This is a genomic window from Pseudomonas sp. P867, from assembly GCF_019891455.1.
Classification (GTDB): Bacteria; Pseudomonadota; Gammaproteobacteria; order Pseudomonadales; family Pseudomonadaceae; genus Aquipseudomonas; species Aquipseudomonas synxantha_A.
In genome coordinates this window covers 483,529-510,209 of sequence record NZ_JAFLXB010000001.1, presented here as the reverse complement: position 1 = coordinate 510,209, position 26,681 = coordinate 483,529, and the positions used below count along the sequence as shown (strand labels likewise).

The window sequence follows — 26,681 nt, the reverse complement described above, 5'->3', positions numbered from 1 at the left end:
AACGCCGATCAAATGTGAGAGCTGGCCTCGGTGCGTCAGGCAGACCGCAGTGATGCCATGGCTGGCAAGCCAGCGCCCACCTTGACCGGCGTTGACCTGAAGGCTGTGTGCTGCTCGACAAACTCGGCACTCAACTCGATCACCCGTCGGTATTGCAGGTCGACCGTGATCATGTGGTAGCAGTTATCCAGCAAAATCTTGGTCACCGGGCCGCCGAGGTGGCGTTCCACGTAGTCGGCGTTCCAGCGGCTGGTGATGTCGTCTTCGATCGAATGCAGCACCAGCGCCGGCACCTTGATGTCGGGCATGCGCTTTTTGACCACCGCGTTCATGCGGTGCAATTCGCGCACGGTAATGCCTTCCATGGTCAGTAAACCGGCCTCGCTGCTTTCGCCTTCCTTCATCTGTCGCTCGACGATGGCCCGCAGGCGCTCATTCTTGATGCCGTAGGGCGGCTTTTCTTCGAAGCTGCAAACGTGCACGCCGAATGGAATCTTCATCAGCAACGGCGTGAGGAACGCCAGCTTGTTGATGCTCCAGCCGTCGTACTTCAGGGTGGTGGAGTACATCAGCAGCCCGGCGACCTGGCCTGGGTGTTCGGCGGCCACATACATGGACATCACCGCGCCCATGGACAAGCCGCCGACAAACACCTGCCCGTGGCGTTGCTTGACCTGCAGGAAGGTCTTGCGTACGCCTTCGTACCAGTCACGCCAGCCGGTAGCCTGCAAGTCGCTGTTATCGCCGCAGTGCCCGGCCAACGTGGGCACATACACCGTGCAATTGCCTGTCTTGGCCAGGCCCTTGGCGACCTGGCGCAACTCGGTCGGTGTGCCGGTCAGGCCGTGGATCAACAGGATCCCGACCGGACCTTCACCGAGAACGAAGCCGGCGGTACCTTCACCGAGGTCGATCCCTTGCGCATTCACCGATTGGTCGCTCGCACCAGCAGTTGCTCAAGCAGCTTGAGACCCAATTCGATTTCCGGGTAGCTGATTTCCAGGGACGGTGCCAGGGTGATCACGTTCTTGTAGTAACCGCCCACGTCGAGGATCAGACCCAGCTTCTGGCCGTCCACCACCATGTCGCCTTTCATGCCTTCCTCGACCATGTAGTCCAGGGTCGCCTTGTCTGGGGTGAAGCCGTCCGGGCCGCAGATTTCGCAGCGCAGCGCCAGGCCCAGGCCGTCGACATCGCCGATGATCGGGAAGCGTTTTTGCAGGTCCTGCAAGCCTTCCAGGAAGAACTTGCCCTTGGCCATGACCATCGCGCCGTAATCGACTTCGTTGGTCATCTTGAACATTTCCAGGCCGACGGCGGTGCCCAACGGGTTGGAGGCGAAGGTGGAGTGAGTCGAACCTGGCGGGAACACCTTCGGGTTGATCAACTCTTCACGGGCCCAGATACCGCCCAATGGGTTGAGGCCATTGGTCAGGGCCTTGCCGAACACGATCACGTCCGGCTGCACATCGAAGTGCTCGATCGACCAGAGCTTGCCGGTGCGGTAGAAGCCCATCTGGATTTCGTCGGACACCATCAGGATGCCGTGCTGGTCCAGGACGTGCTTGAGCTCGCGGTAGAAGTTCATCGGTGGGATCACGTAGCCGCCGGTGCCCTGGATCGGCTCGACATAGAAAGCTGCGTATTCGCACTGGTTGGTTTTGGGGTCCCAGACGCCGTTGTATTCGGTCTCGAACAAACGGGCGAACTGCTGCACGCAATGGCTGCCATATTCTTCCTTGGTCATGCCCTTCGGGCCACGGAAGTGGTAAGGGAATGGGATGAAGTTGGCGCGTTCACCAAAGTGGCCGTAGCGACGACGATAGCGGAAGCTGGAGGTGATCGACGAGGCGCCGAGGGTGCGGCCGTGGTAGCCGCCTTCAAAGGCGAACATCAGGCTTTTGCCGTTGCTGGCGTTGCGTACCACCTTCAACGAGTCTTCGATGGACTGCGAACCGCCGACGTTGAAGTGCACGCGGCCGTCGAGACCGAACTTCTTCTTGGCATCGACCGCGATCATTTCCGAGAGCTCGATCTTGCCTTTGTGCAGGTACTGGCTGGCAATTTGCGGCAGGGTGTCGATCTGTTGTTTCAGCGCATTGTTCAGACGCGGGTTGGCGTAGCCGAAGTTGACCGCCGAGTACCACATTTGCAGGTCGAGGTAAGCCTGGTCTTCGGTGTCCCACACGTAGGAGCCTTCGCAACGGCTGAAAATACGCGGAGGCTCGATGTAGTGAACGGTGTCGCCGTAGGAGCAATACTTGGCTTCTTTATCCAGAAGGATCTGGTCTTCGGCGGTAGCGATACGGATATCAGACATGATGGAAGAGTTCCTGAGTGTCAGAAGAGGTGTTGAAGGTGGTGGCGTTGGCGGCGATGCCTTGGGGCAGCTTGGCCAGCAGTGCGGTCACTTGCGCAAAGGTGTCGAAGCGCGCGTGAGGAATCTGGTTGGCGACGCAGTACTCGGCGAGGCTGCCCTTGGCGAACACGAAGTCGGCGGTGGAAGCCACGCACATGTCGGACTTGCCGTCACCTATCACCAGTACGCGCTTGTTGCGCGGGGTGGATTTGCACTTGCAGTTGCCGGAAGCGGCGCGGCAAGCATCGCTGGCGTAGGGGAAGTCGATACGCCAGCTGTTCTGGTCGACCTGGCGCAGGCGGTTGGCGAGGATCGGCAACAAGGTCACGTAATTGCGCGACAGGATGCGCGCGATGCCCTGCTCGATGCCGTCGCTGACCACCTCGATAGAGGCGCCCAGGTCCATGACGTGATCAACGAAATCCGGGAAGTCCGGGTCGATCTCGACGCTGTCGAAATACGCCAGCAGTTCGCTTGGGGTGGCCTTGATCAGCGCCAGTTGGCGGCTCAGGCATTCGCGTGAACCGATATGCCCGTCCAGCCATTGCTGTTCAATGGTTTCCCACTCGGGGCCGGCGAAGCGTTGGAGGACGTTGTCGATGACATCCGTGGGGGTAATGGTCCCATCGAAGTCACACACGATATGCCAGTGGATCATCTACCTGTACCTGAGAGAGCGCGCTGTATGCGCTTGCAACAGGGATAGAGCAGGGAGTGTGCCAACTAGTCAAAACCCAGTGGGGCTGGGGGTTTGCCGGCAGAGTCGCAGTGATAGACGTGCTGCAAGCTACAATTTTTGTAGCTTGCTACAAACAACATGAGTGCTTGCGCAGGCGCGAGGGTTTGCGCGTTCATGCGCGCCTGTCACCTCAGGAACGTACACCATGACCAACATCACTTCTGCCGTATTCGCAGGTTTGCTCGGCCTATGGGGCTGCTCCAGTGCCGCCTGGGCAGACGGCATCAGCGGCGACGTGGGCGCGGGCCTGAGCTATCAGCCCCATGACCCCACCGGCAGCCGCTACGAAACCCGACCCGTGCCCTACCTGGACCTGGATTGGGGCGACGTCAGCCTGAGCACCGACGACGGCCTGACCTGGAGCGCGCTGAACACCCACGGCATCACCGCCGGCCCCTATATCAATTACCTGGCAGGGCGTACCTCCAACGGTGAGTTGCAGGGCTTGCGCAATGTGTCGGACATGGCTGAGGTCGGCGGTTTCATCCAGTACGCCCCGGCCAACTTCTGGCGGGTCTACGCGCAACTGGGCCAGGCCGTGGGCGGCGGGCATTCCCAGAGCGGCACCCTGGGTAAGATCGGCGGCGAACTGGGCTACCCGTTGGGCGGCGGGATTATCGGCAGCAGTGGGCTGGTGGCGCATTTTGCCGATGCACGCCAGGCCAATACCTTCTTTGGCGTAGACAACAACGAAGCCGCCGCCACCGGCTTTCGGCCCTACAACGCCAGCGGCGGCTTCCAGAACGTGACGTTGAGCCAAAGCTTCGCCTTTCCCCTGGCGCCCCACTGGTCGCTGCTGACCAGCGCAAGCTGGGTGCATCTGGTTGGCTCGGCGGCCCGAAGCAGCATCGTCAAGCAGGCCGGCGAGGTGAATCAGGGGCAGGTGCAGACGGCGATCAGCTACACCTTCGATTAGAACCCGATGCAGTTCTGCCTTAAGTAAGCACATCCAAAATGTGGGAGGGGCAAGTCGAATCGTCGCACCGCCCCTCCCACATTTTGCCTGTGATTCGCAGCACAGTTTTCAGTGCTCTTCGCCCTCAGCCAAAAGCGCGATACCACCGATAATCACCCCCACCCCCACCCAATGCAACAGGCTGATGTGCTCACCCAACCCCAACCACGACCCCAGCAGCACCGCCACAAACACCAGTGAACTCAGGGGAAACGCCAGCGACAAACTGCTGCGCCGCAAGATCAGCATCCACACAAAAAACGCCCCCAGGTAACTGGCAATCGCCGCCAGGATCCCCGGGTTACGCGCCACGTCGGCCAGCCACTGCCAAGTGAAATCCATCTGCCCCAATTGATCACCGGCCACCTTGGTAAACAATTGCCCGGCGCTTTCGGTGGCAATCAGCAGCGCCCACAGCACCAGGGTGCCCAGGCGCCCATGTAACCAACCGCTATCGACTGTCTGCGTCGTCATGCCTGGCTCCCCGCAATCGCGACCAACATCACACCCAAGGTAATCACCAGCGTGCCCAACCAACGCCTTGGGCTGACCCTTTCCTTGAGCACCACCCTGCCCGCCAGAACCACCAGGCAATAGGCCAAAGCCGCCAACGGAAACAGCAGACTCAATGGCGCACGGGACAGGGCTTCGAGCCAGACGAAAAACTCGATGACATAGGCGCCCACACCGGCCCAGAGCAACGGTGCATTGAACACCTGGCCCCAGAATGCGCGCAGGCTGAACCCGCCATCGAGTTGCGGTAAGCGGTCCACGCCCAGTTTGAAACACAGCTGGCCAATCACATCGAGAACAATGGAAAACGCCAGCAGCAACACCACGGTCAGGGTCACGGGAACAGCTCCTCAAACAGGTTGATCAAGGCCTCATTGGTCGCGGCATTGCGCTGCAAATCTTGCACGCTCCAGCGCTGCGGCGGCGGCTGGTCGGACTTGGCTTCCCAGCGCTTGAACGCGTTGCTGAACTCCGGCGTGGCGAACTCACCGCACACGTCGATGCCAATGATGCGTTTGTGCGCCGCCAACGCCCGCAGGGCCTGGAGCAGATGGGTCAGGCGCATACCGCCCTGATCCCAATTGGTGGCGGCGTCTTCGCTGGCCAGCACATCCTTGTCGATGGTGATCCAGATCGCTTCGGTGGGCAGGCTGGCGATCATCTGGTCGAGGAATTTCGCCCAATCGAGCTCTGCCAGGTTGCGCCAGTGCAGGTGGTTTTCCTGCTGCTGGTGACCCGCTCCATCACCGACCCGACCCCAGACCTTCGACGGCGGGTGCTGCCAGGGAAACAGCTGCAATTGCCCGCGTTTGAGCGCGCCAAGGTTGCCGCCACGCAGTTGTGGGTTATGCAGGTCATCGCTGCACGGGCCGAGGGTGACGATGCGCTTGATCGCCGGCATCTTCAGTGCGCGGTTGACCCAAGAACCACAGTGGCGCTTGGGCGCAAAGCGTACCCAGTCGGGGTGGTTGTCGAAGTGGATCAGGCTGACGGGCTCTTTCAAATCAGCCAAAAAGGCCGGCGTAAGGTGGTGATAGTCACCGGAGCCGACAAACAGGATTTCCGGGCGCGCATCCCTGGGCCGAGGCCGTTGGGCCAGGCGTTCGGTGAATCGTTTCCAGGTTTTTTCTGTGGACCACAGGCGCAGTTTCGGCCCCAGATCGAGCAGGTCCAGACGCGTGGCCCGGCCGTTGGCCAACCGTCGGGCAATGGGTGCCTGGCCGGTAAGGCTGTGGTCGAGGTCAAGTATATTCAAGGTAGTGTTTCACCCCTAATGGCAGCGCCCAACCGCAGGCCGGCCGGGCTTTAGGGGGGTAATGCAAGGGATGGGCCAGCGTTTGGATGAGCGCCGTTTTTGAAAACAATGAGTATCAAGTGTGGGAGCTGGCAAGCCAGCTCCCACATTAGAGCGGCGTCAGGATCGCGCTTCGGCAATGATCTGGCGAATCGCGCCCACAAAGGCTTCAGCCGGCTGGCCGCCGCTGACAGCGTACTGGTCGTTGAACACAATGGTCGGCACCGAGGTCACTCCGCGGGTGATCCACAGTTTTTCCTGCTCGCGCACTTCGGCGGCATATTCATCAGAGGCGAGAATTTCGGCGGCGCGCTTCAAGTCCAGGCCGACGCTTTCGGCAATGATCGCCAGGGTCGCGTGGTCGGACGGGTCCTGGCCATCGCTGAAGTACGCCTTGAAGAGTGCTTCCTTGAGGTTGTACTGCAAGCCTTCCAACCCGGCCCAATGCAACAGGCGATGCGCATCGAAGGTGTTGTAGATGCGGCTCTGGCCGTCGGTGCGAAAAGCGAAGCCCAACGCTGCGCCCATGTCGCGGATGCGCGCACGGTTGGCCTGGGATTCTTCGGCGGTGGAGCCGTATTTTTCAGTGATGTGCTCGACGATGTTCTGACCTTCGGCGGGCATGTTCGGGTTCAGCTCGAACGGCTGGAAATGAATCTCGGCCTGCACCTCGGCACCAAGCTGGTCGAGGGCTTCGGTCAGGCCGCGCAGGCCGATGATGCACCAGGGGCAGGACACGTCGCTGACGAAATCGATTTTCAGGGGAGTACTCATGGTAGGCAACCTCGCTGGCTTGAATGCGCCGCAAAGGTTGCACGATACACCAACTTCACAACACCTTCGAAGGCTCACCCAAGTCGATCTGCGCCCAGTGCGCGGTATCTTCACGATGAGACTGCAGGTAGGGCAACACCGCCGCCAGCAACGGCGCCTTGAACGCTTCCTGGAAACGGTGGGCCAAGCCGGGTATCAGTTTCAACTGGCTACCCTGGATATGCGCGGCCAGGTGCACGCCGTGCATCACCGGCAACAACGGATCGGCCGTGCCGTGCACCACCAGGGTCGGCACGCGCAGTTGGTTGAGCAACGGCACGCGGCTGGGCTCGGCGAGGATCGCCATGATCTGGCGCTTGACGCCCTCGGGGTTGAACGCACGGTCGTAGGACAGCGCCGCCTGATGTAGCAACGCCTGACGATCATCCTTCACATTCGGGCTGCCCAGCGCCGCAAGCAAATCGGCTTGCTGCTCCAGGGCCACCTCACGATTGGGCGCGCTGCGCCGTGACAATAATTGCACCAGCGCCGCGTTCGGGGCGGGCAGGCCCTCGGCGCCGGAGCTGGTCATGATCAACGTGAGGCTTTCCACCCGCTGCGGCGCCATTGCCGCCAGGTGCTGGGCGATCATGCCGCCCATGCTTGCGCCAAGGACATGGAATTGCTGCACCTGCAACGCATCCATCAAGCCCAGCGCGTCGTCGGCCATGTCGGTCAATGTATACGGCGCAGCCACCGGCAAACCGAGCTTGTAGCGCAGCACCTCGAAGGTCAGGTTGGCACTGGCCGGCGCTTGCCGCCAGGTGGACAGGCCGACGTCACGGTTGTCGTAACGGATCACCCGAAACCCTTGCTCGCACAGGGCGACCACCACTTCATCCGGCCAATGGATCAACTGCCCACCCAGGCCCATCACCAGCAGCAAGGCAGGGTCCGACGCCCGCCCGATACTTTGGTAGGCGATGCTCACCTGTTCCAGGTCGACGGTTTGGGTCGGGACATTGACATCACATCGAGAAGCCGCAAAGGACGGCAGGCCGAATAGCAGAGCGGCCAGTAAAAGCAACACACGCATGAAAAACACCGAAACGCAGAACCCCAGTAGAGCGCGAGTCTGATGAAGTTTGTTCAAGCGCGCTGCCACAGTTGCGTGACAATTTGATGAATGACGCCGAGCGGTCATCGGCCTCTAACTATGTAGGCCACAACCTTCCTCTTGCTCAACGTTAATGAGGCTCTCTTTTTTCGTGAGCACCGTCCCCTTTGGGTCGCCAGCGAATAAAGCTTGTTCACTTCAGCACAGTCCGCAACGTAGCGGCCTGTGCGCTCCAACGCCCTACTTCAAGGATTGAAACCATGACCCACACTACAGGCCCCACCGATTTCGGCGTCTGGTCTCCACTGCCGCTACCGAGCATTGACGAAGACCTGTTGGTCGACGCCACCCAACGCTGGCAAGACTGCCGCCGCGATATGCTCACGCTGATGGCCGGCATTCCGACGGTTCGCAGTTCGATCAACCGCCTGCTCCAAACCGATCTGCAACTGGACGGCGAGCGCGTGATGCTGCAATTCCCCGCTACCGAACAACGCGGCCGCAGCCTGATCAGCCTGACCGATGCCTGCCTCTACCTGCAACAACACCCAAACCTGGACACGACGCAAATACCGGAATGCAACCTGCTTTACCTGCCGGCGCAACCGCCCCTGGCGCAACACACCGTTGCCCAACTGCTCGATGAGCTTAAAACCCTGGATCTGGAGCAAGCGATCGAGGACAACTGGTTGCGCTATTGGCGCACGGAGCGGGCCCCCAATACGCCTCTGACCTGCCTCAACCGGGCGATCGAACTCTACCGGATCCACTTCGAAGCCAGTGGTGAACACTTGCTGGCCGAAAAAAAGATCCATCCCGAAGTGCTCACACCGTTGTTCTCGCTGATCAACCCGGTAGCGCCCACGGCCGACGCGCCAAAATTCTGCGCCGAGCAGCTGTTGCTCAAGCGCACCGGGGCCAATGCCATCGCGCTGCCCGGCGCCTGGGTCCTGACCCTGGATACAGAACAACCGGTCAGCCAACTGGTGTACCTGCCGACACAGGCGCCTGCCTGGCATACCTTTAGCCGGCGCCTGGACCTGGAACGTTGGTTGCTCGACCGGCAAACCACATTGTTCGCAGCCAGCGACATCGATCCCCTGGCCAGTATCGAGTACAAGATCAACAACAACCCGCTGGAAGCCGGCCTCAACCTTTGGCTCAAGCAGTTGGCCAACCAGCAATACCAGGACGCGATCAAGCCGTTGGCCCACGTCAAGCTCCACGATGCCTTCCAGGCCAGCCAGCATATTGACCAACGCGATGTTCAGCGCCGGGCCCAGGCACTCTTTGCGCAAGCGCCCGACCAACCGGGGACGACCGTCGATGCACAGGTCGACAGTAACCTGCCACAGTTCGGCCTGCTGCATAACGGCATACAGGCCAGCCAACGCAAGGTCCTGATACGACAGCACCGCCGCGCCCTGGAAAAACTGTTCGGCAGCAACACGCCGACGAGCCCAGTCTGGCAATCGTTCAAACAGCAACTGGACAACCTGAAAGTGCAGCAACGCGCCGCTGAAGACGCGGCACGCGCCATGCTGAACCGTAGACACTTGGATTTCGCCGCACTCAACACCCACTACTCCGCGCTCTACCAGGCGCGCCTGCAGGGGCTGCGGATCGAGGCGAACATTCAGCGGGCCCTGGACCAGATCACCGAAGCCGAACTGCTACAGATCACCAGTGCCCTGGATACGCCTGAGCCTGACGTCATGACGTTGGTGTTGTCGGTCAAGCGGCCCGGCGATCTCCAGCCGACACACACCGAACTCAACGGGCCGCTGGTCTTGCTTCCCCCCCAGGACCCGCAAACCCCAACCACCGGCAGCGGCACGCATTTCGTCTACTGGCCCGGTAACGACGGCGGCTTGCAACGCTTCGCCTCCCGACAGGCGCTGGAAGAAGCTTTGTTCGCCATCCATCCCCAAGATGAGGTACTGGCCCTGCAGTTCAAGCCATTGGCCCAAGATCCCTTCGAGTACAGCCTGAGCAGTCAACAAACCGCCTTCGAAGAAAAAGCCGCGAGACTGCGCCAAACCTGGTCCGCCCCGGAAGACGCCGCAACGCTAGCCGGTGAGTTGGAAAGACTGCGTGCACAAACGCTGCCGAGCTTGCTGATCCCGGATAACGCGGCACGCGAGGCCGCGTACCTGCAACTCATCGAGCAGTACAATGCCCAGGTGCTGGCCAACGACATGCAACCGTGGATGCGCCTACAGTCCACAGAAAAACACGAAACCCTAAAGAAACTGCTGAGCGCCTATATCCCCGCGCTGACCCGTTCACAGGCCTTGTTTGGACGCTCGCTGCCAGCACGTGACGTGTTTGTCAGCCAACAGCTGGATGCACGCTTGCGCAAGGATTTCGGCATTAAAAAAGGTTTTACCCTGGAGCTGGAGCTGCCCGACTCGGTGGCGCAAAAGCGCGATATCGTTGCCGGTGCCGCGCCGGGCTCGCCAATCAAAATGATCGATGTCCCCAGCGCTAAACGCAGCAAGATGCCCCTGGATACCCTGGCCTTACTCAACATCGGCTCTGATATAAGTCTGCGCCTGGGGTTCGTGAGCGTCGAAGTGACGGCCGATGATCCCCTCGAAGGCAACACCCTGAAGGCGGGTGTCACCAGCCACTATCTGGCGGCCATGGTCAAGGACCTCAATCTGGCGCAACGCTATGAAACGCGGATTATCAGGGCCTTCGATGGTTCACCGGAGGAGTCTACATTCCAAAAACAGTACCGCCGCGAATGCCTGGTCGAACCCCTGCGTCTGATGCTCAAGGCCCAAGGCCTGCTGGCGGTCATGCAAAACCATATCAACAGCGACGAACTGAGTACCCTCAATACAGCGATCGATGCCGATACCCAGAGCGCCTGGGATGTCGATGGCAAGCGCATCCGCCTGTTGCCGGCCCACCTGAGCATAGGCGGCAAGGACACAAACCAGGAAAGCCCGATCACACTATCGGGTATCACATTCATTGAGGAACAGAACAGCGGGAGCATCGTGCTCTACCTACCCGACGCCCCCGACCAACGCTACCTGCGCGGTTATGCCAGCCTTGAAAAGGCGCGCCTTGCTCTGTTTGAACTGTGCCGGCTCGACAGCATGTTGGAGTATGTCGCGGGCCGTGCAATCAAGGGGGACGTACGGGCACACATCAGCCGCATCGGCCAGGCCATCGACAAAGACCAAAACGCGATGATCCAGGCAGGCTTTGCTTGGCCGGCCACCACTTCGCTGGCTGTCCATCAGTTGAATGCCCATAGGGGCCGCCTGCTCGAAGCCCATCGTAATGATTCGCGCTCCAACGATGATCTGGCCAATGAGAGGTACCATCTTCAAAGCGCCAAGGTGTTCAACGGCATCAAAATTGCCCTGAGTATTGTCCCGGTGGTTGGTACCGCCGTATCCCTGGTAGACGCTCGCATCAGCCTACATCAGGCGGTTGCTGCGTTCCGGCGCGGTGATATCGACGATGGCATCGACCTGCTGGCCTCGGTGTTCGAAAGCCTGTTGTATGCGGCCATGGATGCCCTGGCCATGGCCGCGGTGCCCAGCGCACGCGCCAGCACCGCCCGCCAACTGACCGCAGCACGCCAAGGCAAACAGGCGCCAAGCCCAAGCTTCTGGCGATCCTTGAAACGCCGCCAGGGCACCACCACTCGCCAGCGCTTCGCTGGCTTCGAACACCCCGACCCCCTTGCAAGCGGCAGCCTGCAACCGGTGTTGACCGGGCCCTATCGCCACACCTTGCGCCATAACGTGTCCGGCGATTACTTCATCTTCAGTGAAGGGCGTTATTACAGAGTCAGGTACGACGCCGGCACCGGAGAAATGCGCCTGATTGCCAGAAACAGGTACGACAGTGTGGTCGTTGAGCTGGACCCTGCCCTGCAATGGGACACTTACGGAGCGCTGCATGGTGGTCGCAACACCGTTTATGGCGGTGGCAGCCGGCGCAGAGGGCGTGGGGAAGCCCAGCCGGGCAGCGTTCCACCGGCGGTCAATCGGCAACTCCCGGCACCCGCGCTGGAGGTCAATACGCAGCGCGCTACGCTCGGTAACGATGTGACAACCCAATACAACAACCTTAAGACCCAAGTCGATGCCAGCACCGCAAAGTTAAGAAAATACGCAAGCGACTATCCAACCCCCTCAACCACGTCCACTCAAAGAACAACAGACAGCAAAGCCCTGGATGTCGACCTGGCCAGGGACATCGAAAGCGCCAAGAAGATGTATACGTCGCTCGAACTGGCCCAGCAACAGCAAGTCCGCCTACCCGACTTCAACTATGCAGCAGAACTGAGTAAAACAGCCCACATTGTGTCGGACCGACTCAATCACCTGATTCACCATGCCAGCAACCGTTCCGTGGCGTCACTTGACCGATCCATCGCGATCACCCAGCAACTGGATAACCTGTCTCCAGCCTCCCCCATCACTCAAACACTGCTCAATGAAGTGAGGCAATGCCGCCTGAACATACTTGATGATCTTAACGTGATAGAGCGCTCGATGAAGGACATGGGCACCTGGAGCAAACGCATTACCGCCAGAGCGGCGCGCACAGAGGTCGCGGCCAACCTGGCTCATTGGAAGCAGAAATTTACCGACCTGCGCATTACCAGTATGCGCAGCGGCCAACTGTTGCACCCCATCACCCGCCGACAGCAAACCGTGGGCATTGACTGGATCTACCAGGAAACTGCGGTGAATCAGGCCAGGCACAACGTCAGCCGCGCTCTAACCGCGCACATGACCCTACCCGAAGCCAATATCAGCCGGGTCGAACGCAATCGAATATTGCAGAACTGCATCAAGGTCTATGAAGAATTTTCACGTGATCTGAGTGCCTGGAACGAGAGGTCACCAGATCATTTCGATCCGAACTTTTTCCAACTCATGCAAAAAGACCTTGACCGCTTGATTCGAAAAGCCGAACGGGCCATCAAGAAACCCGCCTCCGAGCCCAATCCAAACGCTACTCGGAAGGCCTTTGAAACCGAGGACGGGCAACTATTGATAGGCACCGAAAAACCCGCCGGGCAACAATCACCGCGACAATTCATCATCAGCGACGCCGACGGCAATCCCACTGAGGTATGGGATAGGGTTGGCGACAGCAACACCTACCGTTTGAACCCGACCCAGAGCCAACCTGCCGCCGCCCCGCCTGCGCTGCCCACCGACCGCCGCGCCACGCTTGCGGATGCCCGTACCCGCCTGGACGCAGTGGATGCTTTTGAAAAGCAGGTGCGAGGGTACAAAACCATGGAGCCGATCAACCTCGAACACAGGCTGGTCACCGAAGCCAAACAACTCAGGATTCGCGCCAACAACGTGCAAAGCCTGGACGCGGGCAACCCGATTGTCGATCAATTACGCACTCGTGCAACTGCGCTTGAACAGGCAGGCGAAGCCTTACGGATCCAACGCAGCCTGGAAAGCCCAACGCCGACTGAAGGCTACCTGGACTATCTGGCCGGTAAAGGCCGAGTGGTGATTCGAAAAATCGGCGCGCGTAAAAAGCTCAGGGACAAACGCCCTGACGGCAAAGACGACTACCTGCAGGAATACGAGATCTACGACTCGAACCGGCAGGCTAAGGCTGACCAACCGATCTGGTACGCGCACTTTCACTATGACGCGCTGCAGTCCTCGTTCGACAGTTTCCCCAAGGCGCATTTAAAGCGCTTTGAACAACGCTACCTGGGAATGAAATGGCAAGCCGCAGCAGAGGGACTGGCATTTGCAGACACTAAAATCTGGCGTGGATCTATCGAAAAGCCCTTCGCCAGAATGCACTTCCAGGCGCTGAAGTAAGCCCAATAGGTGGGCGGCCAACATGAAGAGCTTTCAATGAATTATCATTGTGCGCAAATACTATTCATGGAGGCGACAGTGCTGGAAATCCGTCATCTAAAAACACTGCATGCCCTGCGTGAAGCCGACAGCCTGGTAGAGGCAGCCGAGCGCCTGCACCTGACACAGTCCGCCTTGTCCCACCAGTTCAAGGAACTGGAAGAGCGCCTGGGCATGCCGCTGTTCGCGCGCAAGACCAAGCCTGTGCGCTTCACCAGCGCAGGACTGCGTCTGCTGCAACTGGCGGACGCCACCCTGCCCTTGCTGCGTGGCGCCGAACGCGACATCGCACGGCTGGCAGGCGGCACCGCCGGGCGCCTGCACATGGCCATCGAATGCCACAGCTGCTTCCAGTGGCTGATGCCCACTATCGACCAGTTCCGCGATGCGTGGCCGGAGGTCGAGCTCGACCTGGCCTCCGGCTTTGCCTTCGCCCCCCTGCCGGCCCTGGCCCGTGGCGACCTGGACCTGGTGGTGACTTCCGACCCGCTGGAGCTGCCGGGTATCACCTATGTGCCGCTGTTCACCTACGAAGCCATGTTGGCCGTGGCCAACCAGCACCCGCTGGCGAACAAGTCATACATCGTGCCGGAAGATCTGCTGACGGAAACCCTGATCACCTACCCGGTGGAAAGAGACCGCCTGGACATCTTCACCCGCTTCCTGGAACCGGCCGACGTGGAACCCGCCCTGGTACGCACCTCGGAGCTGACGGTGATGATGATGCAACTGGTGGCCAGCGGCCGAGGCGTCTGCGGTATGCCCCACTGGGCGCTGCATGAGTACAGCTCACGCGGGTATGTGAAGGCCAAGCGCCTGGGCGAGAAAGGTCTGTTCGCCACGCTGTACGCGGGCATTCGGGCGGACATGTTGGACGCGCCGTACATGCGCGACTTCTTGCTGACGGCCAAGGACACGTCGTTTTCCACCCTGGATGGGGTCAGCGCAGTGCGTTAAGCGACTTCGCAGCCCCCCTAACCACGATGCGAAGCGAGCCGCTCTTGATCTGCTTTTGATCTCAGGCGCCCCGTTAAACCACGCTGGCCGGAATTCGACAGGGATTTGGGGGGTAAACCGGCAGGGATGCCGGTTTAGCCGCCCCGCGCCATGGATGGCGCGTGGCGGCGGCCCCCCTAATCCCTGGCGGATTACGGGCACACCGAGCCTGGGCGAGGTGCCGAGTGGTGGGGCAAGAGCCCTTTGGTTACTTTGGGGCTCTTTTCCAAAGTGACCCGCTGTAAGAGCGGAACCAATAGCAGCCGTTACCCAAATAACGGATATGTACTCAGTCTGATCCAGCATCCCAACCAACCCTGAGGCCGCCATCGGGGGCAAGTCGAACCGTCGCACCGCCCCTCCCACATTGGATATCACTGATCTTTTAACTCACGCCACATGTGGATCTTGTCGAAATACTCCTCACCTACCCGCACCGCCAACGGCTCCAAGCCGTACTGAATGAAGCCGCAACGCTGGTACAGCGCAAACGCTGCCTCATTCCCGGCAGTGACAGTCAGTTGGATCAGCTCCAGCCGCGGGTGCCTGCGGGCCTCCTCCAGCGCGGCCTCTACCAGTTGCCGGCCCAAGCCTCGCTGTTGATAAGCCGCGCTCACATACATGCCGAATAATGTCGCCTTGTGCCACGCCTTCTCCCGCGGTTCGAACGCCAGGCCGACGATACCCGCCAATTGGTCGCCCTCGAATGCGCCAAGCAGGTGATCCAGCGCGCTGCTCACGCGTTTTTCCCACCAGCTGAGGGGCATCGCGGCGCGCTCGGCAACACTGGAGGTAAACGCCTGGGGATAAGCGCCATAAGCCTCAAGCATCAACGCCCGATACGCCAGGGCATCGCTAGCCTGCAGCGGGCGAATCATCATGCACTGAGCAAGGAAGCACGATAATGCGGCAGGATGAACTCACGCGTCAGCGGCGCCAACTCCAGGCCACCGTCGCCCATGGGGTCGATCCAGCATATTTCTTCTATTTCAGCCGCCGGTTCGACCGCCACGTCGATATGCAGCTGGTACATATCGGCCTGAACCATAAAACCCGGCTCGTTTGCGGCCCGGCTCGAGAATTGGCCGAGGTACACGGCTTCTTGCGGATTGATGTGCAGGTTCAGCTCTTCGTGCAGCTCACGAGCCAACGCCTGGAGCGGGGTTTCGTCAGCGTCGATCTTGCCGCCAGGCTGCATGAAGGCCCGGGTGCCGCGCTTGCGTACCAGCAGGGTTTGGCCGTTTTTATCGATCAGGACGGCGGCGGCGATGCGGATAGTTGAATGGCTCATGAAGGAATCGAGGTCTCGTCCGGTTGTTTGATGAATATGCTGTATTTGGCACCCTCCATGGCTTCGAAGGCAATCAGCTTGTCTACCAGCGGCAGGTTCAACACCTTGCCGGCGTTGAGCAGCAACATGCCGTTGTCGGCATTGAGGTTGCGGGCCAGCACCATCCCGGCTTCAAGTTCGCGGGTAGTGAGGACTTTGACCGTGGGGTCGCCCAGGGTCACGTCACTGAGGAAAGCCGCGCAGGCCAGCACAAAGTCTTCCACCAGCGTCGGGTCATACAAACGCCCGGCGTATTTGCGGATATACAGCAGCGCTTCGTCGCTGTTCAGGTGCCGCTCCAGGATCAAGCCCTTTTGCAGCTCGATGAAATCCACCGCCAGCTTCAACAACCGCGCCCCCGCCGGAATGGCCTCGCCCTTGAGGTGGTCGGGAAACCCCGAGCCGTCCCACCGTTCCTGATGATGACGAATGATCCGCGCTGCATCCTTCATCGGCTCCAGGGTCATCAACAGTGATTCGCTTTGCGTCGGGTACTCGCGATACTGCGCGCGGTCGGTGCTGTGCAGCTTGTCCGCCGGCGACACCATCATGCTGTCGCTCCAGCTCAGCTTGCCGATGTTGTACAGCGCGGCGGCCATGGTCAGGTCGCGGGTGCTGGCTTCGTCCAGGGACTGGGCGGAACAGCACACGCGGATCAGCTCGATCAACGCGCGGTTGGTCTGCTTGTTCTTGGGCAAACGCAGGTTGGCCAACAGCGAAAACACTTCAGTGCCGGTCACGTAGCTGCGCTTGAGCTCGTCATAGGCCAGGTCGAGCATATCGGCGGTCTGCTGCAACTCGGCGGTGCGCGCGGTCACGCGTTTTTCCAGGGTGGCGTTGAGCGCTTTGAGCTGCTCGTTCTGCTCGCGGGTCAGGTGTTGGAGCCGCTGGTGTTCGAGGCACTGCTGCAGCACCAGTATCAGCTCTGCGTCATTCCAGGGCTTGCTGATGTAGCGGTGGATCTGCCCATCATTGATTGCCTTGATGATGGTGTCATGGTCTGCGTAACCGGTGAGCAGGATGCGGCCGGTGGCGGGATACAGGCGGTGAACCTGCGCCAGAAGCGTGGCCCCGTCCATACCGGGCATACGCGCATCGCTCATCACCAAATCCACGGGCCGACTGGCCATGATCTCCAGCGCCTGGGTGCCGCTGGTGGCCAATAACACCTCGTAAGGCTGGCCGCGCAGCAAGCGGCGCAGGCTATTGAGGATCGATTCCTCATCGTCAACCAGCAAAACGGCACACTTCGTAGCGAGTTGTTCATCCATGGTGACTCTGCCTTCAAATTGAACGAAGTTAAGCTAGATTGACGCGGGGGCGTGCCGTACCGGCTCCCGGCGCACAGCGCTGTTGATTTGACGCCAAGTGGCCGTCGATATCAAGGAGTTCGACTATGCTGTCACTGCCAGTTGGCACCGAGCTACGCAGTCCAGCCAGGGAAGGAATCGCTATGCAATCAAATCTTTTGCCTAGGCCAGACGCGCCATGAACACCCAAGGTGAACGGGCCAACCGTCGCATCCTCATCGTCGATGACACCGCCTCGATCCATCAGGACTTTCGCAAGATCCTCTGCGCCGATGAAGACGGCAAGCCCTCCCTCGACACCCTGGAGTCGACCCTGTTCGGTACCACTGCACCGTTGCGCCAAGCGTTCGAGCTGGATTCCGCCTACCAGGGTCAGGAAGCGCTGGCGCTGGTGAACAAGGCGCTGGCGGACAACGCCCCCTACGCCATGGTGTTTATCGACATGCGCATGCCGCCCGGCTGGGACGGGCTGCAAACCATCGAACAGCTATGGAACGTCGACCCCAACCTGCAAATCGCCCTGTGCACCGCCTACTCCGACTATTCCTTTGAGGCCATCGAAGCGCGACTGAAATACAGCGATCAGTTGCTGATCCTGAAAAAACCTTTCGACCCCTTGGAAATCCGCCAGATGGCCAGCGCACTGACCTGGAAATGGCAACTGGCCCAGGACGTGGCCCACAAGGTGCTCGGCCTGGAACGCATCATTGAGGAACGCGTGCAGGAACTGCTCAAGGTCTCGCACCTGTTGCAATACGATGCCCTCACCGAGTTGCCCAACAGCACGTTACTCGGCGACCGGCTGACCCAGGCCATCGCCCTGGGCCGGCGGCATGACTCGCAACTGGCGGTGATGTTTATCGGGCTGGACCGCTTCAAACGCATCAACAACGCCCTCGGCTATCCGGTGGGCGATGAAGTGCTGCAGCACGTCAGTCGCAGCCTGGTGGCGACGGTACGCGCTTCGGATTCAACGTTTCGCTACGGCGCCGATGAGTTCGTGATCCTGCTCAACGATATCCAACACCCTCAGCAAACCCAACACATTGCGCAAAAACTGCTCAGCGCCGTCAGCGCAACGCGTCATATTGCGGGGCACGACCTGAACGTCACCGCAAGCCTGGGTATCAGCATTTACCCCAATGACAGTACCAATGCGGTGCAACTGATCAAGCACGCCGAAACCGCCATGCGCACCAGCAAGGAACGTGGCCCCAACGACTTCAGCTTTTACACCGAAGACATGAACCGCCGCGCCCAGCACCAGCAAAACCTGGAGAGCGCGATGCGCCAGGCCCTGGAACGTCATGAGTTCGTCCTGCATTACCAACCCAAGCTGGATCTGGCGTCCGGGCGGATCGTCGGCGCCGAGGCGTTGACCCGCTGGTTTGAACCGCAGTCAGGCTGGATCAGCCCGGCGCAGTTCATTCCGGTGGCCGAAGACAGCGGGCTGATCGTGCGCCTGACCCAGTGGGTGTTGCGCCAGGCCTGCGAGCAAGCCCAAGCCTGGCGGGATCTGGGCCTGGCGCCGCTGCGCATGTCGGTGAACATCTCGGCGATCGACTTTCGCCAACGGGACTTCGTCGACAACCTGGCCGCCATCCTCAAGCAAACCGGCCTGCCGCCCGCCCAGCTGGAGCTGGAAATCACCGAAAGCGTACTGATGCAGAATGTCGACGAGACCGTAGACACCCTGCGCAGAATCAAGGCCATGGGCGTGCGTCTGGCGCTGGACGATTTCGGCACCGGCTATTCGAGTCTGAGCTACCTGCGGCGCTTTCCCATCGATGTGCTGAAAATAGACCAGTCCTTCGTGCGCGGCCTCAGCGTAAATAACCAGGACGAACAACTGATCAGCGCTATCATCGGCATGGGCAAGAGCCTGGAGCTGAACATCATTGCCGAAGGCGTGGAAACCGTCGAGCAACTCAATTTCCTCAAGGCCCACAAGTGTGAAGAGGGCCAGGGTTTTCTCTTCAGCAAGGCCTTGCCCCCCAAGGATTTCGTGCAGTTGCTGCAAGTGGGTTGCGCGACACTGATGCCCCATCCATAGCCCTAGGCCTGCAAGGAGTGCTCGCTTGAGCAACGTTTCAACTACCCGATTCAGCCTTGTGCTCGCGTTGGGCCTGTGCACCGGCGCAGTACTCGCGGCCGCACCGCTGGACGAAGCCCTAAAGCCGTTGCCGAGTGTTCCCCTACAGGATCCGGCCAAGGTTGAGCTGGGCCGTCGGCTGTTCAATGATCCGCGCTTATCGGCCAATAACAGCTTGTCCTGCGCCAGCTGCCATCACCTGGAAACCGGCGGCGCCGACAACAAATCTTTCTCCCTTGGCCTGGATGGCAAGCCGGTGCCACTCAATACGCCCACCGTGTTCAACGCCAGCCTGAACTTCAAGCAGTTCTGGAATGGCCGGGTCGACACCCTTCAAGCGCAGATCGAGCACGCGGTCATCAGCCCGGTGGAAATGGGCAGCGACTGGAAAGCTGTGGAATACAACCTGTCCGCCTACCCTGATTACCAGCGCGCCTTCGCGCAGGTGTATGCCGATGGCGTCAGTGCCGCTAACGTGCAGGATGCGCTGGCGAGTTACGAGCGCACGCTGCTGACGCCCAACTCGCGGTTCGACCAGTACCTGCTGGGCAACACCGAGATACTGACGATCAAGGAAAAATACGGCTACCAGCGTTTCAAGGAGTACGGCTGTATTGCCTGCCATCAGGGCGTGAATATCGGCGGCAATATGTTGCAGAAATTCGGCGTGATGGACGATTACTTCAAGGCACGAGGCAACCCGGTCGAATCGGACCTGGGCCGCTACCTGCTGACCGGCGATGAAGAGGACCGCCACGTGTTCAAGGTGCCCAGCCTGCGCAATGTGGCCGTCACCGCACCTTACTTCCACGACGCCTCGGCCAAGACGCTTGAAGAGGCGGTTGACGTGATGTTCAAGTATCAGTTGGGGCGCAATCCTTCTCAGGAAGACAAGGAGCTGATTATCCAGTTTCTCAGAACCTTGACCGGCGAATGGGCGGGCAAGCCGCTATGAGACGTTTCTCGCGCCGTCGTGCCAGCCAGATGCTGCTGGGCCTGATAGCCTTGTTATTGGCCTCTACACTGGTGTTTTTGTACCTCAAATCTTCCCGCGACCAAACAGCCACTTATACCCAGTCCCGGGACCTGATCCGCCAGCTTCAGCAACTCAATGCCCAATGGGACAGTGAAGTGCTCAAGGCCCGGATCGCGATTACCCACAACTACGATCCGCTGGTCACGCCCCTCTCGGACATGACCCGTATCTGGTCTGAACTACAAGGCCGCGACACCTACCACAACCCTGCCGACCTGCCGAGTTGGCAAGCCAGCCAGGCAGCGTATGTGGCCGCCATCCAGGAAAAAGCCCGACTGGTGGATCAGTTCAAGTCCCACAACGCCGTGTTGCGCAACTCGCTGGCGTTTTTGCCGACCGCCGAAGACGACATTCAAGCCCAATTCAACCAGATTGACGATCAAGGCCGGCTGCAACTGCAAGGCGTGGCCACCGACACTTACGACCTGCTGCTCAGCAGCCTGGAGTTTGCCCAGGTCACCAGCGATGAACGCGCCGCCGATATCCTGGTGGGCCTGGGCAAACTGGCGATCAACAAACAGAGCCTGCCCAGTGAGTTCCAGGCGCCGGTGGATATCCTCAGCAACCATATTTCGCTGATCCTGCGCGAGCAGCCGCTGGTCAACAGCCTCCTCGAACGCATTGCCGCCGTGCCGGTGGCCGAGCGCCTCGATGACCTGACCACCCACCTCAATCAGGACCAGCAGACCGCGGACCTCGTTGACCATCAATATCATCGCTACCTGCTGATCTTCTCGACGCTGCTGGTGGTGCTGTTGCTCTACCTGGCGGTGCGTCTGCTGCGCAGTTTCGCCGAGATCAACCGCGTCAATCGCGCCTTGCAATCGGCCAACGAAACCCTGGAGCAACGGGTAGAACGGCGCACCCAACAACTCAAGGATGCCCAGAGCGAACTGCTGGACAGCGCCCGCCAGGCAGGCATGGCAGAGATCGCCACCAACGTGCTGCACAACGTCGGCAACGTGCTCAACAGCGTGAATATTTCTGCCGAGCTGGTCAGCCGTAAACTGCGCGGCAGCAAAGCGCTGGGCCTGGGTAAAGCGATGCAATTGATCAACGCACACCAGGGCGACCTGGGCACCTTTCTCACCGAAGATGCAAAGGGCAAATTGCTGCCCGGCTACCTCAACCAACTGGTGGAAGCGATCGCCGTGGAGCAACAGGGCATGAGCGATGAGCTGGCGCAACTGAGCAAAAGCATCGATCACATCAAGGACATCGTCTCGACCCAGCAATCCTATGCCGGCGCCGCCACATTGCTGGAGCCGATCAATATCGGCGCCTTGATGGACGATGCCCTGCGCATGAACGCCGGCGCGCTGAGCCGTCACCACGTCACTGTGGTCAAGGAATACGCACAGGTACCGCAGATCCTCGGCGACAAGCATCGCCTGCTGCTGATCATGGTCAACCTGATCAGCAACGCCAAGTACGCCATGTCCAACCTTTCCGAGAGGCCACGGCAAATCACGCTGAAGGTCGAGGCCCAGGGTGAAGATACCTTGAAGATCAGTGTGAAGGACGATGGCGAAGGCATACCACCCGAGAACATGACACGGATCTTCACCCATGGTTTTACCACGCGCAAAGAAGGTCATGGCTTCGGCCTGCACAGCTGCGCCCTGGCCGCGGTGCAAATGCACGGCCAGCTCAGTGCTCACAGCGACGGGCCGGGCCTCGGCGCGGTATTCACCTTGACCATTCCCCTGACCCTTGCCGGAAGCAGCTCATGAACCAACCTCCCAACCGGCGCGTCCTGCTGATCGATGACACACCGTCCATTCATGAGGATTTTCGCAAGATCCTGATGCCGGATACTGCGCCCAACCAGGCGCTGGATGACATGGAGTCGGCACTGTTTGGTGACGCGGCCAAGCCCCAGGCCCAGGCGTTCGAACTGCATTCGGCCTATGGCGGCGAAGAGGGTCTGGGCTTGCTCACCAGCGCCATGGCGCAGCAGCGTCCTTATGCACTGGCGTTCGTTGATATGCGCATGCCCCAAGGCTGGGACGGCGCGAAGACGATCGAGGCGTTATGGCAGGTCGCGCCCGAGTTGCAAGTGGTGGTGTGCACCGCGTACTCGGATTACTCCTGGGAAGACCTGCTGTTGCGCCTGCAGGCCCATGACCGTTTGCTGATCCTGAAAAAACCGTTCGACAATATTGAAGTGCAACAGATGGCCAATACCCTGGCTAATAAATGGGACATGGCCCGGCGTGCGTCGCTGCAAACATCTCTGCTGGAACAACTGGTTGAAGAACGCACCCAGGCGCTGCAATTGGAAATCAACGAGCGCAAGCATCTGGAAAGCCAACTGGTGCAGTCGGAAAAGCTCGCCTCCCTTGGGCAGCTCGCCGCCGGCGTCGCCCATGAAATCAACAACCCGGTGGGGTTTATTTCCTCCAACCTCAGCACGCTCGACAGCTACTTCACGCAGCTGCAACAGATGCTCGACGCCTATCAACGCAGTGAGGAACACCTCGCGGCGCCAGAACAGCGGGATCAGCTAAAGGTTTTGCGCACCGACCTGGAACTGGATTTCCTCAAGGAAGACATACCGATCCTGATCCGCGAATCCAAGGAAGGGATTGGCCGTGTCGTGCAGATCGTCAAAGACCTGAAGAACTTCTCACGCGTGGATAACGATCAGACCTGGCAATTGGCTGACCTGCAGCAAGGCATCGATTCGACCCTGAACATCGTCGCCAGCGAACTCAAGTACAAGGCCGACGTGGTCAAGCACTACACGCCCCTGCCGGACATCGAATGCCTGGCCTCGCAGCTCAATCAGGTAGTGATGAACCTGGTGATCAATGCGGCCCAGGCCATGGGGCCCCAGCGTGGCACCATTACCATCAGCAACGGCGTGGAAGGCGAGAATATCTGGCTGGAAGTGGCCGATAACGGCTGCGGAATTGCCCCTGAAAGCTTACAGAAGATTTTCGACCCGTTCTTTACCACCAAGCCTGTGGGCGAAGGGACTGGACTGGGATTGTCACTGTCCTACGGCATCATCAAGAAACACGGCGGGGATATCTCCGTCAGCAGCGAACTGGGCAGGGGCACGACATTTCGCGTGGTGTTGCCGATTCGCCAGAAGGCGGCGTAGGGCACGCCGCCGAATCATCCTCACGCGTCGGCTTTTTTCGGGGTCGACCCAAACGAGGCAAAGCGCTTGTTGAAGCCGGCAATGCGGCCTTCGGCTTGGGTCTTGCGCTGTTGGCCGGTGTAGACCGGGTGCGAAGCACTTGAAACATCCAACGGGATATAGGGATAGGTGTTGCCGTCGCTGTGTGTGTGGGTGCGGTCGCTGTCGGCAGTGGAGCCGATGAGGAAGTACACGTCGGCGGCGGTGTCGTGGAACAGTACGGTGCGGTAGTCGGGGTGGATACCAGCTTTCATAAGGCCTCCGGGGCGTTTGGGTGCATTAGACATGTTATACAGTAACACTAAAAACACCTACAAACGAGAACCGATTGCAATAATACCAGCAGGAAAAGTTCTAGCCGTTTCCTGGAGGTCCCTTTCCAGGAAATCGAGCTAATCCATGATTGAGCTCATCGGTTCAAACCAATCCGACTCAACTGCCGGTCGCCCCGAGTTTTGACTTAACCAAATCAGGCGTGGCTTCGTTGTGCTTCACTGCGTTGACATAGCCTTGAACGACCCCCACCAAATTCCCCCTCGCAGCACTGAAAAGTGCCTGGTCAAAACCATCAGCCCGAGTTTTATCGAACCCCTTCTTGGCCCCCTTCACAGCCTCCGCCAACCCCGCATTTGAGTCGCTGATGCCCAGGAGAATATTGCTCAGCCCCGGGATAAACCAGGTTCTCTTGCCGATCTTACCGGAAACATGCTGCAGGTTATCTTTGTTGGCGCCGCCCTGGGTGACATGGCGGTCGTTGGTACTGTCCAAGCGATGATGGTGCCGTAGGGCTGAATAACCTTGCTCCGTAAAGTCCTTCCACATGCCTGCCGGCGTGCCGTGCCGCGCATCACCGCTACGGGTGATGCCTTCAAGGTCGCCATTGTCATGGGCTTTGCCTCGGTGTTCGCCTGTAGTCGATAAAGACGTATCGATATAGTTAAGCACCCGCGCAGCGTTGAATGCGGCATCCGCTCGTGACTCAGGGTCTTTATTGTTGCTCGTCCAATCACCCAGAAGTTTGTAAGCCAATGGACGATTAATATCTTTTTGATGGCCGAGGTTTTTGAGGATCGGATTGTCGTTGATGATTTCGTCCGCAGTGCGGGTATCACCCGGTGGACGGCCAGTGGAGATTTCCGGCTTGCGACTCACATTCCGCTCAGGTTTCTCGATACCTTCCATTCGTTGATGTTCTTGGGCGACTTGCTCTCGTTGGGAGCCGGTTAATTGGCTTTTATCCCAGTTGGGAATGATCGGGATGTAAATCGAGGCATGATGAGTATTGTTCGATGCCGATATCGATATAGGTAAGTCTCTTGCTCTGTTGTTATACATTCCTTCTGAGTAACAGCGTCCTTAGTCTTACATTCGATGAATGGTGATTGGGCAGTCATAAGTTCCTCTATGAGGCTGATAGCTTTTTTTGTCTGGACTGATACATAGACGCACAAATACGCGACTGAGCGATCAATCCTTGTCCGTGCTTAATCCAGAGGTGCAGAATGGGTGATCGACCTGAAGAGTCCGAACCCAAGGAAACCGTATGAGCCTGTCCTTGTTAAGCCGCTACGCCTTCTTTGCTGTGTGCGTCATTTTCACCCTCGCCAGCCTGCCCTTTATCGAACACGAATGGTTGTGGCCCATTACTCTGGTCACCGGCATCCTCAGCCTGATCGGCATTTTCGACCTGCTGCAAAGCCCCCACGCGGTGCGCCGCAACTACCCGATCCTGGGCAATATCCGTTACCTGGTGGAAGGCATCCGCCCGGAAATCCGCCAATACCTGCTCGAATCCGACAGCGACGCCCTGCCCTTCTCTCGGGCCCAGCGTTCGCTGGTGTATTCGCGCGCCAAGAACGAAACCGCAGACAAGCCCTTCGGCACCTTGATCGATGTATACCAGTCGGGCTTCGAATTTATCGGCCACTCCATGCGCCCGGCACCGTTGAGCGACCCCAGCGCATTTCGCGTGATGGTCGGCGGCCCGCAGTGCACACAACCGTACTCGGCGTCGGTGTTCAACATCTCGGCCATGAGCTTCGGCTCGTTGAGCGCCAACGCGATTCGCGCGCTCAACCAAGGCGCCAAGCTCGGCAACTTTGCCCACGACACCGGTGAAGGCAGCATCAGCCCCTACCACCGTGAAAACGGTGGCGACCTGACCTGGGAACTGGGCAGCGGCTACTTCGGCTGCCGCACCAGCGACGGCCGTTTCGACCCGGAGCGCTTCGCCACGCAGGCGCAAAACCCGCAAGTGCGCATGATTGAAATCAAGATGAGCCAGGGTGCCAAGCCCGGCCATGGCGGGATCCTGCCCAAGCACAAGGTCACCCAGGAAATCGCCGACACCCGCGGCATCATGATGGGCGAAGACTGCATCTCGCCGTCGCGCCACAGTGCGTTTTCCACGCCCATCGAACTGATGCACTTCATCGCCCAATTGCGTGAACTGTCCGGCGGCAAACCCGTGGGTTTCAAGTTCTGTCTGGGCCACCCGTGGGAATTCATGGGCATCGCCAAGGCCATGCTCGAAACCGGCATCCTCCCCGACTTTATCGTGGTCGATGGCAAGGAAGGTGGCACCGGCGCAGCCCCCGTGGAGTTCACCGACCATATCGGCGTGCCGCTGCGTGAGGGTTTGCTGTTTGTGCACAACACCCTGGTGGGCCTGAACCTGCGCGACAAAATCAAACTCGGCGCCAGCGGCAAGATTGTCAGTGCGTTCGATATCGCCAGCGTCCTGGCCATCGGCGCCGACTGGGCCAACTCGGCACGTGGCTTCATGTTCGCCATTGGCTGCATCCAGTCCCAGTCATGCCACACCAACAAATGCCCGACCGGCGTGGCCACGCAAGACCCACTGCGCCAACGTGCCTTGGTCGTGCCGGACAAGGCCCAGCGTGTGTTCAACTTCCACCGCAACACGCTGCACGCCCTGGCCGAAATGCTTGCCGCCGCGGGCCTGGATCATCCGTCGCAGTTGTCGGCCAAGCACTTGGTGCGACGCATGTCGGCAACAGAGATCAAACTGTTCTCGCAGCTGCATGTGTTCTTGAAGCCCGGCGAATTGCTCACGGGAGACGTGAACGGCGAGTTCTATTCGCGCATGTGGCAGATGGCGCGAGCAGACAGTTTTGAGCCCCATGAAACCGCTGCTGCCTGAAGGACG

The 26,681-nt window shown here is 59.6% G+C and carries 21 protein-coding genes; 8 read left to right on the top strand and 13 right to left on the bottom strand.

The features are described 5' to 3' along the window. Window positions 1-35: 35 nt before the first annotated feature. From J1G33_RS02265 to J1G33_RS02255, 3 genes are read right to left on the bottom strand one after another with little or no spacing between them, the layout of a single operon-like run. Window positions 36-929, bottom strand: a complete 894-nt coding sequence (locus J1G33_RS02265; RefSeq protein ID WP_005785233.1) for an alpha/beta fold hydrolase — start codon at window positions 927-929, stop codon at window positions 36-38. Further along, window positions 926-2,320, bottom strand: a complete 1,395-nt coding sequence (locus tag J1G33_RS02260) for an aminotransferase class III-fold pyridoxal phosphate-dependent enzyme (protein ID WP_005785231.1) — start codon at window positions 2,318-2,320, stop codon at window positions 926-928. The genes J1G33_RS02265 and J1G33_RS02260 overlap by 4 nt, the downstream gene beginning before the upstream one ends. Next, on the bottom strand, window positions 2,313-3,017 hold the full coding sequence (locus tag J1G33_RS02255) for an MtnX-like HAD-IB family phosphatase (protein WP_032877547.1): 705 nt from the start codon (window positions 3,015-3,017) through the stop codon (window positions 2,313-2,315). The genes J1G33_RS02260 and J1G33_RS02255 overlap by 8 nt, the downstream gene beginning before the upstream one ends. A 226-nt stretch (window positions 3,018-3,243) precedes the next feature. Between J1G33_RS02255 and J1G33_RS02250 the strand changes: the two genes are divergently transcribed. Further along, window positions 3,244-4,014 (top strand): MipA/OmpV family protein, encoded by a 771-nt coding sequence (locus J1G33_RS02250; protein WP_005785228.1) that lies wholly within the window; start codon window positions 3,244-3,246, stop codon window positions 4,012-4,014. A 108-nt stretch (window positions 4,015-4,122) separates the two neighbouring features. Here J1G33_RS02250 and J1G33_RS02245 read toward each other — a convergent pair whose 3' ends face one another. The 5 genes from J1G33_RS02245 to J1G33_RS02225 all read right to left on the bottom strand — a co-directional run bounded on the left by J1G33_RS02245 (window position 4,123) and on the right by J1G33_RS02225 (window position 7,709). Beyond that, on the bottom strand, window positions 4,123-4,527 hold the full coding sequence (locus tag J1G33_RS02245) for an EamA family transporter (protein ID WP_078820405.1): 405 nt from the start codon (window positions 4,525-4,527) through the stop codon (window positions 4,123-4,125). Continuing rightward, window positions 4,524-4,904, bottom strand: a complete 381-nt coding sequence (locus J1G33_RS02240; protein WP_032877549.1) for an EamA family transporter — start codon at window positions 4,902-4,904, stop codon at window positions 4,524-4,526. The genes J1G33_RS02245 and J1G33_RS02240 overlap by 4 nt, the downstream gene beginning before the upstream one ends. Next, complete coding sequence (locus J1G33_RS02235; RefSeq protein ID WP_032877551.1) at window positions 4,901-5,821, bottom strand: arginase; 921 nt, start codon at window positions 5,819-5,821, stop codon at window positions 4,901-4,903. The genes J1G33_RS02240 and J1G33_RS02235 overlap by 4 nt, the downstream gene beginning before the upstream one ends. Before the next feature lie 159 nt (window positions 5,822-5,980). Continuing rightward, window positions 5,981-6,634 carry a DsbA family oxidoreductase gene (locus J1G33_RS02230; RefSeq protein ID WP_032877552.1) on the bottom strand — a complete coding sequence of 218 codons (654 nt, stop codon included), beginning with the start codon at window positions 6,632-6,634 and terminating at the stop codon, window positions 5,981-5,983. A 55-nt stretch (window positions 6,635-6,689) separates the two neighbouring features. Next, window positions 6,690-7,709: an alpha/beta hydrolase gene (locus J1G33_RS02225; RefSeq protein ID WP_032877553.1), complete on the bottom strand. Its 1,020-nt coding sequence runs from the start codon at window positions 7,707-7,709 to the stop codon at window positions 6,690-6,692. 281 nt (window positions 7,710-7,990) lie between these two features. Here J1G33_RS02225 and J1G33_RS02220 point away from each other — a divergent pair, with 281 nt between their 5' ends. Both J1G33_RS02220 and metR read left to right on the top strand, forming a co-directional pair. Next, the gene (locus tag J1G33_RS02220; protein ID WP_223017641.1) at window positions 7,991-13,561 is read left to right on the top strand and encodes a DUF6543 domain-containing protein; all 5,571 of its coding nucleotides are present in this window, start codon (window positions 7,991-7,993) and stop codon (window positions 13,559-13,561) included. A gap of 78 nt (window positions 13,562-13,639) precedes the next feature. Then, window positions 13,640-14,557, top strand: a complete 918-nt coding sequence (gene metR, locus J1G33_RS02215) for a transcriptional regulator MetR (RefSeq protein ID WP_005785216.1) — start codon at window positions 13,640-13,642, stop codon at window positions 14,555-14,557. Window positions 14,558-14,970: 413 nt separating this feature from the next. On the opposite strand, the gene J1G33_RS02210 is transcribed toward metR, so the two are convergent. The 3 genes from J1G33_RS02210 to J1G33_RS02200 are packed head-to-tail and all read right to left on the bottom strand — an operon-like array spanning window position 14,971 to window position 17,197. After that, window positions 14,971-15,477 carry a GNAT family N-acetyltransferase gene (locus tag J1G33_RS02210; RefSeq protein WP_032877554.1) on the bottom strand — a complete coding sequence of 169 codons (507 nt, stop codon included), beginning with the start codon at window positions 15,475-15,477 and terminating at the stop codon, window positions 14,971-14,973. Further along, window positions 15,474-15,887 carry an NUDIX domain-containing protein gene (locus J1G33_RS02205; RefSeq protein WP_032877555.1) on the bottom strand — a complete coding sequence of 138 codons (414 nt, stop codon included), beginning with the start codon at window positions 15,885-15,887 and terminating at the stop codon, window positions 15,474-15,476. The genes J1G33_RS02210 and J1G33_RS02205 overlap by 4 nt, the downstream gene beginning before the upstream one ends. Further along, complete coding sequence (locus J1G33_RS02200; RefSeq protein ID WP_223017640.1) at window positions 15,884-17,197, bottom strand: HD domain-containing phosphohydrolase; 1,314 nt, start codon at window positions 17,195-17,197, stop codon at window positions 15,884-15,886. Before J1G33_RS02200 ends, J1G33_RS02205 begins: the two co-directional genes overlap by 4 nt. 217 nt (window positions 17,198-17,414) lie before the next feature. Here J1G33_RS02200 and J1G33_RS02195 point away from each other — a divergent pair, with 217 nt between their 5' ends. Genes J1G33_RS02195 through J1G33_RS02180 form a run of 4 tightly spaced genes read left to right on the top strand, consistent with a single transcriptional unit; the run spans window position 17,415 to window position 23,473 of the window. Then, window positions 17,415-19,289, top strand: a complete 1,875-nt coding sequence (locus J1G33_RS02195) for a GGDEF and EAL domain-containing protein (RefSeq protein ID WP_032877557.1) — start codon at window positions 17,415-17,417, stop codon at window positions 19,287-19,289. A 58-nt stretch (window positions 19,290-19,347) separates the two neighbouring features. After that, window positions 19,348-20,283 (top strand): cytochrome c peroxidase, encoded by a 936-nt coding sequence (locus tag J1G33_RS02190; protein ID WP_236648086.1) that lies wholly within the window; start codon window positions 19,348-19,350, stop codon window positions 20,281-20,283. Next, window positions 20,280-22,097: a DAHL domain-containing protein gene (locus J1G33_RS02185; protein ID WP_032881082.1), complete on the top strand. Its 1,818-nt coding sequence runs from the start codon at window positions 20,280-20,282 to the stop codon at window positions 22,095-22,097. Before J1G33_RS02190 ends, J1G33_RS02185 begins: the two co-directional genes overlap by 4 nt. Then, window positions 22,094-23,473, top strand: a complete 1,380-nt coding sequence (locus J1G33_RS02180) for an ATP-binding protein (RefSeq protein WP_032877560.1) — start codon at window positions 22,094-22,096, stop codon at window positions 23,471-23,473. The genes J1G33_RS02185 and J1G33_RS02180 overlap by 4 nt, the downstream gene beginning before the upstream one ends. Window positions 23,474-23,493: 20 nt before the next feature. Here the strand turns inward: J1G33_RS02180 and J1G33_RS02175 are convergent, their stop codons facing one another. Together J1G33_RS02175 and J1G33_RS02170 are read right to left on the bottom strand one after the other, a co-directional pair. After that, a complete protein-coding gene (locus J1G33_RS02175; RefSeq protein ID WP_032877562.1) occupies window positions 23,494-23,766 on the bottom strand; it encodes a type B 50S ribosomal protein L31 in 273 nt (90 codons plus the stop codon). 178 nt (window positions 23,767-23,944) lie between these two features. Further along, on the bottom strand, window positions 23,945-24,694 hold the full coding sequence (locus J1G33_RS02170; RefSeq protein ID WP_262416687.1) for a hypothetical protein: 750 nt from the start codon (window positions 24,692-24,694) through the stop codon (window positions 23,945-23,947). Window positions 24,695-25,055: 361 nt separating this feature from the next. On the opposite strand from J1G33_RS02170, the gene J1G33_RS02165 reads away from it, so the two are divergent. Beyond that, complete coding sequence (locus tag J1G33_RS02165) at window positions 25,056-26,675, top strand: FMN-binding glutamate synthase family protein (protein WP_078820385.1); 1,620 nt, start codon at window positions 25,056-25,058, stop codon at window positions 26,673-26,675. The last annotated feature ends 6 nt before the right edge of the window (window positions 26,676-26,681 follow it).